The sequence below is a fragment of the Streptomyces sp. RKAG337 genome, assembly GCF_023701715.1.
Taxonomy (GTDB): domain Bacteria; phylum Actinomycetota; class Actinomycetes; order Streptomycetales; family Streptomycetaceae; genus Actinacidiphila.
Window position 1 is genome coordinate 6,863,889 of sequence record NZ_JAJOZA010000001.1, and the last position, 13,694, is coordinate 6,877,582.

The 13,694-nt window shown below is 69.1% G+C and carries 11 protein-coding genes; 5 read left to right on the forward strand and 6 right to left on the reverse strand.

The window, feature by feature from the left end; translation table 11 throughout:
* Positions 1–3: 3 nt before the first annotated feature.
* From LNW73_RS30335 to LNW73_RS30360, 6 genes are all read right to left on the reverse strand, one after another.
* Complete coding sequence (locus tag LNW73_RS30335) at positions 4–1,377, reverse strand: DUF6271 family protein (protein WP_250993085.1); 1,374 nt, start codon at positions 1,375–1,377, stop codon at positions 4–6.
* 29 nt (positions 1,378–1,406) lie between these two features.
* Positions 1,407–2,453: a phytanoyl-CoA dioxygenase family protein gene (locus LNW73_RS30340; RefSeq protein ID WP_250992108.1), complete on the reverse strand. Its 1,047-nt coding sequence runs from the start codon at positions 2,451–2,453 to the stop codon at positions 1,407–1,409.
* Positions 2,454–2,565: 112 nt separating this feature from the next.
* Positions 2,566–3,798, reverse strand: a complete 1,233-nt coding sequence (locus LNW73_RS30345) for a type III PLP-dependent enzyme (RefSeq protein WP_250992109.1) — start codon at positions 3,796–3,798, stop codon at positions 2,566–2,568.
* Positions 3,799–4,945: 1,147 nt separating this feature from the next.
* Positions 4,946–5,437 carry an AAA family ATPase gene (locus LNW73_RS30350; RefSeq protein ID WP_250992110.1) on the reverse strand — a complete coding sequence of 164 codons (492 nt, stop codon included), beginning with the start codon at positions 5,435–5,437 and terminating at the stop codon, positions 4,946–4,948.
* Positions 5,438–5,538: 101 nt separating this feature from the next.
* The gene (locus LNW73_RS30355) at positions 5,539–6,177 is read right to left on the reverse strand and encodes a nucleotidyltransferase domain-containing protein (protein ID WP_250992111.1); all 639 of its coding nucleotides are present in this window, start codon (positions 6,175–6,177) and stop codon (positions 5,539–5,541) included.
* Positions 6,178–6,406: 229 nt separating this feature from the next.
* Positions 6,407–6,862 (reverse strand): MarR family winged helix-turn-helix transcriptional regulator, encoded by a 456-nt coding sequence (locus LNW73_RS30360; RefSeq protein ID WP_250992112.1) that lies wholly within the window; start codon positions 6,860–6,862, stop codon positions 6,407–6,409.
* A gap of 125 nt (positions 6,863–6,987) precedes the next feature.
* Between LNW73_RS30360 and LNW73_RS30365 the strand changes: the two genes are divergently transcribed.
* From LNW73_RS30365 to LNW73_RS30380, 5 genes are all read left to right on the forward strand, one after another.
* The gene (locus tag LNW73_RS30365) at positions 6,988–7,848 is read left to right on the forward strand and encodes an NAD(P)H-binding protein (RefSeq protein WP_250992113.1); all 861 of its coding nucleotides are present in this window, start codon (positions 6,988–6,990) and stop codon (positions 7,846–7,848) included.
* Between the two features lie 304 nt (positions 7,849–8,152).
* Entirely contained in the window at positions 8,153–9,601 is a 1,449-nt protein-coding gene (locus tag LNW73_RS30370) for a WGR domain-containing protein (RefSeq protein WP_250992114.1), read from the forward strand.
* 12 nt (positions 9,602–9,613) lie between these two features.
* A complete protein-coding gene (locus tag LNW73_RS36090) occupies positions 9,614–9,748 on the forward strand; it encodes a hypothetical protein (RefSeq protein ID WP_285369348.1) in 135 nt (44 codons plus the stop codon).
* Between the two features lie 389 nt (positions 9,749–10,137).
* The gene (locus LNW73_RS30375; protein WP_250992115.1) at positions 10,138–12,237 is read left to right on the forward strand and encodes an AAA family ATPase; all 2,100 of its coding nucleotides are present in this window, start codon (positions 10,138–10,140) and stop codon (positions 12,235–12,237) included.
* Entirely contained in the window at positions 12,230–13,474 is a 1,245-nt protein-coding gene (locus tag LNW73_RS30380; RefSeq protein ID WP_250992116.1) for an McrC family protein, read from the forward strand. The genes LNW73_RS30375 and LNW73_RS30380 overlap by 8 nt, the downstream gene beginning before the upstream one ends.
* The last annotated feature ends 220 nt before the right edge of the window (positions 13,475–13,694 follow it).

The following is a 13,694-nucleotide window of genomic DNA, read 5'->3' on the forward strand; positions in this document are numbered from 1 at the left end:
TCTTCAAGCCCTTCCGGTGGATCGACCGGTGGATTGCCCGCTGGGCTGACCGGTGGATCGGCTGGTGGACTGACCGGTGGGCCGACCGACGGCTCTGCTCGCCGCCACCAGTGGACGCCACGCGTCGATCAACAGCGCGAAGTGCTCGGTGTCGACCTGGGCCCGGTCGAGCAGGCCCTGCCGCAGCGGCACCAGATGGTCGGCGAACTCGGCGTACTTGCCGCCGAGTTGCCGGTAGCAGCGGTCGATGACGTCCAGCCGCCGGATGTTCTCCGTGCGGTCCGCACCGGTGGACCGCCGGACGAAGCCGGATATCGAGGCGGCGCGCACATGGTGCTGCGGGTCGAGCAGTGCCGGACCGGCTTCCTCCAGGTCGAAGTAGACGGGATGGAGGTAGAGCATCGACAGCAGGAACTTCACGAACCGCACCTGGTAGTCGGTGAATCCGCTGCCGGTCCGCCGCTCCGCGGTGTAGAAGTTGACGATGTGGCGGTTGTGCACGACCGCGGGCAGCGGAGCATGGCGGACGACGTGCAGCAGGAAGTAGTCGCTGCCGATGGTGTCGGTCGCGGGCGGCAGCGGGACGCGCTCGTACAGCTCGCGGTCGAAGCCGATGTTGCACATGTCCAGCCGCCAGATGTCCGGGACGTCCAGCACCGACCGGTCGACGCTGAACGGCTCGGTGCCGGCGCCGATGAACGACTCCTGGACCAGGCCCTGAACCTCCTCCGCCGGCCACTCGGGCGGGGCCCACAGGCTGACCACGTCGTGGTAGATCCCGGGGTCGGTCTCCTTGATCTCGCTGACGTCGACCGACAGTTCACCCACGAACGATCCGCCCACCATCGACACCGGCTTCCGGCCGTGCACCGGGTCGAGTTCGTTCTCGGTGACGCCGTCGGCGGCGTCGGCCCCCGGCTTCCCGAGGGACAGCAGCTCGTGGTGGATCGGGAAGACCGGATTGCCGTCCAGGGTCTGGTAGCCGCTGTCCGAGTCCCGGCGGTGGATCGACTCGCAGCCGAGTGCGGCGGCGAGCAGGAAGGCCCGGTTGGTGCAGGCTCCGTAGGAGACGGCGGCCGGCAGCATCAGGTCGAGCAGCAGCTCGGGTTCGGCCTGACCGGAGCGCTTGATCACCTCCCGCAGGAAGTCGCGCTGCCGCGCCTCGTCGAGGTGGTGCACGATCACGTTCGGCACAGCCGGGAGTGCGTCGACGGCCTTGGCGTGATCGGCGAACGTCGAGGCGTCGGAGGAGTCGAGGATCAGCAGGTGGACCTCGACGTCGAACCGCCCGGCGGCGTAGGCGGCCTCCTCGCCGATGTCGGCGATGGTCGCGGTGCAGGCCCGGTTGGTGGGAAGGGTCAGGCAGATCCTGCGCAGGTCGGTACCACGACCCACTGTGCGGAGACTCACTGTGCGGACTCCGCTCCGTGCCGGGAGGTTCCGTGCCAGGAGGTGAGGCCCAGCAACTTCTCTCCGAGCTCGTTGAGTTCGGCGGCCTTGTACCGGAGCGACTCGTGCGTGACGGCGTCGCCGACCAGGGTTCCGTTCCAGTCCGGAGTGCTGAGGGTCTCCCAGGAGCTGATCCGGGAGCGGCGTAGCTGCTCGCTCTCCTCCAGAGCGGGCATCATCGAGACGTACTGGACCGCCCGGACGCCGTTCTCGGAGGTGTTGCGGGCGACGCCGTGGGCCAGGGCGCCGTTCCAGATCAGCAGGTCGCCGGCGGACAGCTCCGGTCGGACCACCGGGTATGCGTCCCGGTCGACGGCGGGCCGGATCGGATCGCGGTCGGCCGGCTGGCCGAGCTTCCACTCGTCGAACCGGCGGAACAGCTCGGGGTTGCACTGGAAGCCGCCGTGGTCGGGCCGGGTGTCGGTGAGCGCGATGATGCCCTGCACCCGCTGCGGTATGACGCCGAGCGTGCTGTCGATGTCCCAGTGGAGTTCGATGTCGAAGCCCTTGTCGGTGGGTTCGATGAGGGCGCGGTCACGGTTCTTGATGTTGGGCGGGTTGAGGTTGAGACGGTCGAGGGTGACCCAGAGCTCCTCGACGTCCCAGACGTCGGCGAAGGCGTCGTAGACGCGCTGCGTCTGCCGGCTGTCCCAGACCAGCTGGTGGTGGTACGCCTCGACGAAGCCGTAGACGTGCAGATGGCGGTCCAGCTCGTCACGGTAGGGCCGCTGCTCGTACCAGGTGTCCGGACGGTTCGGGTCGAGGCCCTGGAAGTCCCAGGCGAAGTCCAGCAGGCTCCTGGCGGACTCGGCGGGAACCGCCTCCTTGACCACGACGTAGCCGTAGGTCTGCCAGAAGGCGAGGTCCGCCTCGGAGAGCACGCGCAGGGGCTGCTCCTTGCGGAGATCCCTGAGCGGGGTCGGCGCGAGGTACGTCTCGCCGTCCGCACTGAAGTACGGGCGGCGGGAGGCGGCTCGGTGAAGATACTGATCGGGGGCGGGCATGTAGGAACTCCAGAAAACGGGTGGGTCAGGTGGGCCAAGTGGGTCAGGTGGGCGTATGGCACGCGCGTTTCGCGCCGGCGGCGGCGAACGGCCGGAGCGTGCCAGCGGGGAATCAGGCCGGCGGACTCGCCTCGTCGTCCGTCACCGCGGATCTTTCGGGCTCACCGGCGGTCCAACCGCACGGAAGCGGATCGAAGCCGTTGAACCCCTGGGTCATGTAACTCGTCGCGTAGGCGCCGCTGGAGAGGATCCACACCGGATCTCCGGAGGCGACCGCCCTGGGCACCTGGACCCGACTGTGCTCCTGGGCGTAGGCGTCGTCGCTGTCGCAACTGGGGCCCGCGACGACGGCCGGAACGTACTCCCCGTCCCGGTGGGACGGAAAGACCAGCCGGTACTGCAGCTCGTCCATCTCGTAGAGGCCGTTGAACTTCCCGCAGCTCAGGTAGAGCCAGTACTCGCGCTCGCCGTCGAGCTGCCGGCGCGACGACAGACGGAGGACGTGCGCCTTGATCGCGCCCTGGTCGGCGACCAGGTGGCGGCCCGGCTCCATGACGAAGTCCAGCTCGGAGCCGGAGACCTCCCGCAGCCGCTGCATGCCCTCCCGGATCACCACGAACATCTTGTCCAGCGGCGGGTCGAGCGGGTTGCCCCGCCGGTCCAGATAGCCGAGTGCGGGCAGGCCGCCGCCGAGGTTGACGTGGTCCAGCAGGATCCCGCTCCGCCGCAGGCTCACCAGCAGGTCGCCGATGCGATCGAAGGCCTCCCGCCAGGCGTCGCACGTCATCTGCTGCGAGCCGACGTGCACCGACACCCCGGCCGGTGACAGGCCCGCCGCCCGCGCGGCCTCCAGGACGAGCACCGCGTCGGCAGCCGAGCAACCGAACTTCCGGCTGAGCCCCCAGAGCGCGCCCTCCCCGCTGGTGGCCAGCCGGCAGAACACCCGGGCGCCGGGAGCGTGGGTCGCGATCGCGGCGACGTCCTCCAGGCTGTCGGTCGCGAAGTCCCTGACACCCAGGCGGTACGCCTCGGCGATGTTCCGGTCGGACTTGACGGTGTTGCCGTAGTGGATCCGACCCGGTGACACGCCGGTCCTGACCGCCTGGGCGATCTCGTTGGGGCTCGCCGCGTCGAAGCCCGCGCCCTGCGCCACCAGGTGGGTCAACACCTCGTCGACCGGGCACGCCTTCATCGCGAACCGGACGTCGACGCCTGGCAGTTCCTCGGTCAGTGACCTGTACCGCTCGCCGATCCCGGCGAGGTCGTAGATGATCCGGTCCTCGGACTCGGTCGCGAGGGCGGCGTGCAGAGCCGCACTGATCGGGGCCGGTCCCGGTCTCCTCATCGCGGTACCTGGTCGATGCCCGTGGCTTCGGCCGTCCGGGCCGCGTCGGTGAGGGCCTACGGCCGACCCTGCTTGCTGTTGGCGTGCCATGTCTATCTCCGCGCTCGGGTCATGTTCACGTTCCTTGCGAAGGCGGACACTCTCGCAAGGTCCTGGACCTGGACCGCCCTGACGGCATTCTCGGGGCGATTGCGGACGACACTCTGCGGGACGGATAGCGGTGGTGAAGGTGGTGCAGGTGTCGGTCGGACTCGGTCATGCGGTCCTTCCAGGCTCGGGTCTTCGGTGGCGGGGCGGGGTGGATCGAGAGCACGGCGAATCCAGGGTCGACTCCCGTCGCGTTGGGCACCACTTTTGTGGAGCCCATGACGGTCGGCGGGCGGCGGACGCACCCCTCGAGAGGCTGGACGCGCGCACGGACCCTGGCCTCAACATTGGACTAGACCAGCTTTCGACGTCAACCCTTTCCGGTCGCCAACTCGCCTTCCCGGACGGCAATTCACCGGCAATCTGCTTGCTACGGCCAGAATTTGACGCTCTGTCATGTCTGCTGGTCAGTCGGTTAGGACGAGGGGCGTCATTCAGGCGTCACCGCCCCGACCGACCCCGGCGGGGCGTACTTCCCGGCAGCCCGGAAGGCGGTCGGCCGTGCCGCCTGACTAAAGTGCCATCAGCTCCCGGCGGGGGCGAGCGGAGGCCCGCCGGAGGAGCGGGCCCCGGCCAACCCTCGACCTGGGACACAGCCTGTGCATGACGACGACGAGCCGGCCTTCAAACGAAGCAACTGGGGAACCAGCCGCTACTACTACAACCCTCGCAACCCACTTGGCCTTGCCTTCATCGTCATCACCCTGCTCGTCGCGGCGACGATGCTGATCCTCATGGCCAACCGGGCAGGCCCATTCAAACCCCCGCCCGCCCCCGCCCCCTGGAGCCCGCCACAGTACGACTACTCCTGGCCACCACCCTCAGCCGCCCCAACCCCCTGGCCGCCCGTACCACCGATCACCGATCCACCCAGGAGCGGCTGAGCGCACCCGCCAGGTGATCGAGCAGCTGAGGTTTCCGCTGCGGATCTCGTCCGGTTTCCAGGGGTGAGGCATCCGCTGGGGCGGGCGTCCCACCCCCGCCGAACGGCTGCAGATCCTCACGTCGAGGACTGCATGACGACCCGCTCACCCTCTCCGTTCGGTTCCTCGAAGTTGGCCAGGTAGCGGTTGAACAGCGTCTCATCCACGGTGACGGCGTTGGCACCCTCTACACCGCTCCGTACTTCGAGGCGGCGCTCCAGCGTCGTCCGGTCAGCCTTGAGGTGGACCAGTTCCCAGCGGCAACCATGGCTTTCAATCAGCGCCTTGTAGTCGTCGCGGGCGGCCCGACTCCAGAAGCTGTAGTCCACCACCACGTCGCGCCCGGCCAGCATCAGCTCGATCAGCTCCTGCCGCTGCTCGCGGCGGACCTCTTCCTTGAGCCGGTCGAACGCTTCAGCTCCCAGCACCAGGCCGGCGTCGCGCTGCCCGAGCCGTTGCCAGACCACTTCGTCGATCGACAGCCGGGCGAAACCGCGTCGCACCAGATCCATCGCGTAGGTGGTCTTGCCCGCTCCCGGAAGACCGCACATCAGCACCACCGTGCTCACTTGCCCCGTCATGGAGCCAGGTTAGACCGGCCAACCCGGCGAACCTATGCGGTCAGAGCAGTGGATCGCCCTTGGCCCTCTACTGGTGCGGCCCGCCCCACTCACCCCGCCAGCTCCGCCAGCCACGGATGCCCGGGGTGCACGCGCTCCAGCCACCCGTTGAGGACATCCCGCCGGGCTCGGCTCAGCAGCGGCAGCACCTCGTCGAAGTCCACCTGGTCCTTGGGCCGCACCGCCTTGGCCTTGAAGAGCAGCACCAACTCCGGTACCAAGTACGGGACCCCGTCCACCGTGCGCTCAATGATCGCGTCGTACGGCAGCCGCAGCCGCTCGTCCCGCCGGCAGATCCACGTCCCGCCCTCGTGCGGCTCGCGGAAGACGTCAAACAGGAACTGACCGCTCGCCGGATCCCGCAGCCAGGTCTGGTACGTGGCCGCCAGCGCTTCAGCTCTCGCCCCCGCCCAGACCCGCCCCGAACCCACCGCGTCAAACACGCACTCGGGGAAGCGGTCCCGGATCTCCGGGAACACCGCCGCAGGCACCGCAATCTCCAGATCGCCGTGTGGCCGCGACTGTCTCCCGCGGAACAGATCCAGCGCCCACCCCGCCGCGACGCACCAGGGTGCATCGATCCCACTCAACCGCTCCGCGACTTGTTCCGGACGCCAGGCATCCGCCCAGCGGGCTTCCAGTTCGTCCGCATCGAGCACAGCGCCGCCAGGCGGCAGGGATTCGGTCATCGGCACAATTTACGCCGCAACCCGGCCGGGGTGCGGTTTTCCGTAGGACCGCAGCCAGGCCCGCTACCAGGGCGGATACGGCTTCATTGTTGTGTGTGGCTTCTCGGGCTGGAGGGGTGGTGGCCGGTCGCGCAGCCCAAGGCATGCTCATGGGATCGAGGAAGTCGTCGGTGGGCAGGAAGCCGTCTTCGTGCTTGTCGGATCTGTTCAGACAGGGGGCGCGGGAGTGTCAGGTGATGGCGGAGTCGCCGTAATCGATGGGCTCGCGCAGTAGCTCGCTCGCCGCCCGATGGACCTTCGCCAGGGCGGTCAAGAGGGATTCACGTTCGGTCTCGGTGAGATCCGCCGTGACCTTCTCCTCGATCAACCGCCGTTCCGCTTCGACCGGTTTCTGCAGCGCACGCCCCGCGTCGGTGAGCCAGAGCCGGACGAGGCGGTTGTCCCGGTCATCACGGCGACGGGTGAGCAGCCCGGAGGCGGTCATCCGGTCAGCCATCTTGACGACGGTGGGCGTCGTGACGTTCAGCGCGGCGGCGACCTCGCCTGGCGTGCTGCCGTCACGCTCCCACAACGCCGCGAGCAGGTAGTTCTGTCCGACGTGCAGCCCATGGCGTCGCATGGCCGCGTCGGCCAGGGCTCGGAGGACCTTCGACGTTCTGCCGTGCAGGTCCAGGAACTCTGCCATCGGGGCCTTTCGGTGATGTGCGGAAGCGGATGTCCGAGCCGCAAGCAAGTCGATTGACGGCTAATCATTCACCGGCTAACGTTCCTTGCGATTCGTTAGACGGCAAACGACTTTGGGGAGCCACGATGATACTGGTCACCGGAGCCACCGGGAACATCGGCCGTGAACTCACCCGCGAACTCGACGCGAAGGGCGCGAAGTTTCGTCTCCTCGTCCGCGACCCCGCCCGCGCTGCCGGACTGTCCGACCGCGCCGAGCGCGCCGTCGGCGACCTGGGGGACCCCTCTACACTGACGCCGGCCTTCGCCGGCGTCGACAAACTCTTCCTGCTCACCCAAGGCATCGGCACTGACCACACCGCCGCCGCCATCACCGCGGCCGAGGCCGCCGGGGTGAGCCACATCGTGCACCTGTCTTCCCTTCACGTCGCCCTTGACCCGCTGCCCGCGATGGCCCGCTGGCATCACGAACGCGAGGAGATCATCCGCGCCTCCGCAATACCCGCCACATTCCTTCGGCCCGGCGGTTTCATGACCAACGCCTTCGACTGGCTACCCACCATCCGCGAGGGAAAGGTCCTCGACCCGGTCGGCCCGGGCCGCTACGCGCCGATCGACCCCGCGGACATCGCCGCAGTCGCAGCCCTCGTCCTCACCGAGGCCGGCCACCAGGGCAAGGAGTACGTCCTCACCGGCGACGAGACGTTCACCGTCGCCGAGCAGGTTCGGGTCATCTCCCAGACGATCGGCCGCGACATCGAGGTCCGAGAAGTGACCACACCGGACGAGGCCGTACGGTTCCGCTTCCCCAACGGGGCACCCCAGGCACTCGCCGAAGCCGTCACCGAGGGCTTCAACCTCATGCGCGCCGACACCATCGGGTTCCGGACGGACACGGTCGAGCGACTGCTCGGACGCAAGCCGCGGACTTTCGCGGACTGGTGCGCGCGCAACGCCGACGCGTTCCGACGGCCTGGAACCGCCTGAGCCGAGAGACGGCCACGCCCTCTTTTGCGGCATCCTCGCAGTGCTGGCCCACACGATCCCGATATCGGGGTCGCGGATTGCGGGGGATCCGTTCGCGGGGGTCGGCTCACCGTTCGGCGCACGTCGGCGGTGTGGTTGACGGTGTCGCAGGGTGTGCTTCGCCGGAGAGCAACAGCACGCCCGAGCGCCTCTCCTGAGCGTGACCTGCCGTCACGACTCTGGGTGACCGTTTGTCAGTGGTGGCGGCTACGTTGAGATCATGGAAGATCGGCCGCGCTGGCCGGTCCGTGGGGAGGGGTGTGTCATGGCGGCTGCGCGGGCGGAAGAGACGACGTATTTGGAGCTGTCGCAGGACGACGGCGGGGCGCACAAGTTCTACGAGGTGACCGTCGACGGCACGACGGTTTCCGTGCGATACGGGCGGATCGGCGCGGCCGGGCAGCTGCAGATCTCGACGTTTCCCACGGGGGAGAAGGCGAAGGCCGCGGCGGCGAAGAAGGTTGGTGAGAAGGTCCGGAAGGGATACGCGCCGGCGGTGGCGGGGCAGCGCGCAGCGCGTGCGGTGACGCGACGCCAGGTGACCTCGGCGCCCTCCACGGCGCGGGCGACGGCGCCGGTGTTGTGGCGGTTCCGTACGGGCGCTTCGGCCTTCGGGATCCATATCGACGAGGACCGCTGCTGGGTGGGGAACCAGCGCGGCGATGTCTACACCTTGGGCCACGACGGCGAGGTGCTGGCCCGGTTCTCGCTGCCGGACGGGGTCAAGTGCCTGGTGGCGGACGACTTCTGGATCTATGCGGGGTGTGACGACGGCAAGGTGTACGACCTGTCGTCGAAGGTGCCCTTCGCCGCCTATGAGATCGCCGACGACGTGGACATCTTCTGGCTGGACATCCACGAGGGCGTGCTGAACGTCGCCGACCGCAACGGCGGTCTGACCGTCATCGACCACGAGGACGAGTTCCAGTGGTCGCGCAGGTCGGCGGGCTCGAGTGCGTGGATGGTGCGGGCGGACGACCGTGCGGTCTTCCACGGGCACAGCCAGGGGGTGACGGCCTACGCGGCCGACGGCAGCGGGGAGTTGTGGCACACCCGCACCACGGGGAACGTGCTGTTCGGGTGGCAGGAGGACACCGCGGTGTACGCGGGCACGGGGCGGCGTGTGGTGGAGCGCCTGTCGAAAGCAACGGGCCGGATCGAGGCGACGTACGCCTGTGACACCGCGGTGTACTCCTGCGCCACGTCCCAGGGCGGCCAGTACGTCTTCGCGGGCGATTCCGCCTCCTCGGTCTACTGTTTCGACGCGGATGGCACCCGGCTGTGGAAGTTGGGCACGGGCGGCGGCTCGGCGCTGTCGATGCAGTACCGGGACGAGAAGCTCTATATCGTGACGACGGACGGCTCGCTGGCCTGCATCGACGCGAGCACGGCGGCGATCGCGGCGGCGCAGACCGGCACGGTGCCGGTGGCGAGGGATGTCAAGGAAGCTGCGGCGCTGCCGACTTACACCCCGGCGGCGACCGTGGCGACGGTGAGCGCGGTGCCCGCGCCGGGGGCCGGGATCGTCGTGGAGTGCGTGCAGGTTGGCGGGCGGCTGCGGGTCCACGTCGTCTCGGACGGTTTTGAGCCGACGTGGCGCGTCCAGTTCCCGCGCTCCATGCGGCAGATCGGCGCCCGCTATGTGGTGGACGCGCTGCACACCTCATCCGGCGGCTTCTACCGGGTGCGGGGCGAGATCAAGCGGCTGGTGTAAGGCTGCGGACGGGTGCCGCTGGCCCCGGCACCCCTCCCCGCGGACCGGCCGCGCCTCGGCCGGCGCCCCGCGCTGTGCCTGGCCGCGCTCGCTCGGCCCGCGGCGCGTGCCGTCGAATCCACCCTCGACCTCATCAACAGCTACTGACCTCTCCGTCTGCCCGGGCCCGGCCGAAGACCCGGCCCGGGCAGCGCCGGCCCCTAAGGCCAACCGCAATGCGCCGCCCGAGTGGATCAGGTTGCTGCGACCCGATCAGGCGGTGCTTGCGGGCCCGGGCGCGTTGAGGCCACAGCCCCAGCAGATGACCCGGTCGGCGCCCTTGGGACAGCAGCTCACGGCCCAGTTCAGGCCGCGGAGGCGATGTAGCCCTCAGGGGTCCGGTAGCCGATCGGTTTGGTTGTGCGGCGGCGGGTTGTGCGGCGGCGGGTTGGCCGGTCGCCGCCCAGGGCGAGCGTGCGGAGGGAAGGGACCGCACGTCGGTTCCATTGTTCGGATGCGGGAACCGCAGGTGCCCGTGCTCCGCCATGCTGACCCTCATGAACGACACGGTGGATGTGCGGGTGGCGGCGGCCAGGTTCGACCGGAGCGGTGCGGCTGAGGACGAAGCCCTGGCCGAGGACGAGCGCAAGCGGGTACTCACTGAGTTCCCGCTGCAGGAATGGCCGACGCTGCCACTGGAGCGCTACGCGCTGGGCCTGGACCTGTCGGGGTCGCTCATGACGTACTGCCGGCTGATGGAGTTCGGCGTCCCGCGGCTGGGCAGCATCAAGGGCGGCAGCGCAGCGAAGCACATCATGTACCGCCACAACTCCGGCGAGTGGCGCCTGGCGGCGCCGCTGCGCAATCTGCAGCAGCAGGATGCCTGGGCGCAGCTACGGGGCCAGTACGTGCAGGCCTTCGAGGCGGCGGCCGCAGGAGACTTCGAAGCCCTGGACGACCTCGATGTCCTGCGGTTCGGGGCGGCGCTGGTGACCAAGTCGCTGGCCACCTACTTCCCCGAGCATTTCCTGCCCGTCTATTCGTCGGACCATCTACGCCGATTCCTGACCCTGCTCGGCGCGGCGCCCGAGCGTGATGCACCGACGTGGCGCCTCAACCGCAAGCTGCGGGAACTTGTCCGGTCGCGGCCCGAGTTCGAGGCCTGGACCGGGCACCAGGTGATGCACTTCCTCTACCAGGACTTCGATCCGCGTCCGCGGCAGCGCACGATCTGGAAGATCGCCCCCGGTGAGCGCGGCCGCCTGTGGCAGGACTGCCTGGAGGGCGCGTTCATCTGCGTCGCCTGGGACGAGGTGGGCGACCTGGGCCAGTACCAGAGCGACAGCGAGCTGAAGCAGGCTCTGGACGTGGCCGGGCCCGACAACACCGGCGGCAGCCTGAGCACTGCGCGGAGGCTGCTGGCCTTCCGAGACCTGGAAGCCGGTGACCGGGTGGTGGCCAATCGCGGCGTCTCCGAGATCCTGGCCACCGGTACCGTCACCGGGGGCTACCGCTTCGATCCGGACCGCTCGCAGTTCCAACACCTGGTCCCGGTGCATTGGGACACTTCCCACGCGCAGGTTCTGGCGAAGCCGCAGCACGGCTGGCGCTCCACCTTTGCCAAGGTGGACCCCGAACGCTTCGCCAAGTTCACCGCGCGCCGCGCCGGTTCCGCCGCAACCGGGAGCTCACCGAACGGAGCTCAGCCGCTGGAACTCCCCGAGGAGGTCCAAGGCGTGCTGGACGCGCTGCAGCGCAAGGGGCAGGTAATCCTGCACGGACCGCCCGGCACCGGCAAGACCCGGCTCGCGCTCAACGTCGCCCTCGCCCTCGGCGGCCGGGCCGACGCGATCACCGCCGACTCCGCCCCACGTGCCGAGGCGCTGGCAGACGTGCTGACCGGTGAACGGGTGCGCTTGGTGACCTTTCATCCCTCCTACGGCTACGAGGACTTCGTCGAAGGATTCAAGCCCGACCTCGCCGCCGTCGGTCCCGGGCTGACCCTCGCACTGTCCGACGGGCTGTTCCACACCCTGTGCCAGGCGGCCGCCGCGCAGCCCGAGCGCACCTTCCTGCTGGTCATCGACGAGATCAACCGCGGCGACCTGCCGCGAATCTTCGGCGAGCTGATCACCCTGCTGGAGATGGACAAGCGCGGCCTGCCGGTTACCCTCCCGATCAGCAAACGCAGCTTCTCGGTGCCACCGAACCTTCGCATCATCGGGACGATGAACACCGCAGACCGCAGCACCAGCCACCTGGACGCCGCCATCCGCCGCCGCTTCGCCTTCCTGCCCGTCGCCCCGGACCCGGACGCCGTCTCGGGCACGGTCGGCCCACTGGACCTGGCCGCGTTCTTCGAGTCCCTCAACACCCGCATCACTCGACACCTCGACGCCGACCACCAGATCGGGCACGCCTACCTGCTGTGCGCGAGTGGGCCGATCGCCACCGAAGGCGAACTCGCCGCCGCCTTCCACCACGAGGTGATCCCGCTTCTGGAGGACTACTGCCTGGGTCGGGCCGACCTGCTGCACCAGATCCTCGGCCGTCTGGTCGACGCGGACACCGGACGCCCGTCGCTGATGACCCCCCAGGACCTTGTCGCTGCCCTGGCCACCGAATTCACCAGCGGCGAGCCGGGCCCCGATGCCTGAACGCACTGAGATCCGCCTCGGCGAGTACGAGTCCGCCCGACTCGGAATCGAGCAGCTCACTTCGCGCGATGTCGACCGGCTGCACGCACTCCAGGACCGCGGCGGCCTCACTCTGACACCGGATCGCACAGGGTGGCGGCTGAAGGCGGATGCCACCGTCGGCGTCCTCATACTGGACCGGATCCGACTCGTCCTCGAGCCCAAGTTCGCCATCCCCGGTGCACAACTCATGCGCTGGCTCGCCTACGCCCTCGCCGCGCCGGTGCCACACCAAGCCACCGCGCGGCCTTGGGCCACCGACCACGACGGCTATGCGGACCTCATCGCCGCCGCACTTCTGGCGGAATGCCAGGCACTGCTGCGAGATGGCCTGCGACGCGACTACGTGCGCCAAGAACGACTGGAACCCCTGGTGCGCGGACGGTTGGATGTCGCCGCTCAGGCCACGCGCCGATACGGCCAACTCGACCAGCTGCATGTGCGCACCTTCGACCGTGAACCCGACATCTGGGACAACCGCGTGCTGGGCACGGCGCTGAAAGCCGCGCTGCCACTGGCGCGCAATCCCGACCTTGCCCGCGCCCTGCACCAGACCGCCGCAGCGTTCTCGCACGCCCCTACTCCTGGCGCGGCCCTGCGCGCCTTGGACCGAGTCCAGTACACCCGCCTGAACGTCCGCTACCACGCTGCCCACAGCTGGGCCTGTCTGCTCCTGCGCGGCGGCGGTGTCACCGACATCCTTGCCGACCACGGGGCCACGGCGGAGAGTCTGCTGTTGGCAATGCCCGCCCTCTGGGAATCAGTCGTCCGACGCCTCGTCTCCCAGGCTGCGGCAGCCAACGGCGGGCGAACTGTCCCCGCCGGCGGCGCGACCGGGATCACCGTCCGCGGCGACCTGGGGAACAGCTCGACATTCCGCCCCGACGTTCTGGTGAGTCTCCCCGCCCGTGCCACGGCACAGCCGCGGCTGCTGCCGGTGGACGCCAAGTACAAGCGCTACGACCGCCAGAGCGTCGGCGCCGGCGACGTCCACCAACTCCTCACCTACATCGCCGGCTACGCCCCCGATGACACCCCGACCGCCGTGATCATCCATCCTCAGCAGGGCGGATATACCCATCGCACTCTGCGCGTTGTCGGCCCGGCGCGGACGCTCGGCACCATCCACGTGCTCGGCATCGACACGCATGCAACCCCCGATGAAGCAGTCACTATCGTGCGGTCCGCGCTGCGGTAGACACCCGCAAACGGGCGACGCGCCCGCCGCGGACAGTCCCGCCAGCACGAGAAACACCGGATGGTGGCCGCCGAGCGGTCCGGCCGGCGAGGCTCCGGCGAACGGTGAGCGCGGTGGCGGCGGTGATCGGCGCGGCCGGCAACCCCGACAGCCGTCCGTAGGCGGCCGTGCTGCAACCGGTTGGTTTTGACCTCCGGGGAAACTGCCTCGCTTGATGGGT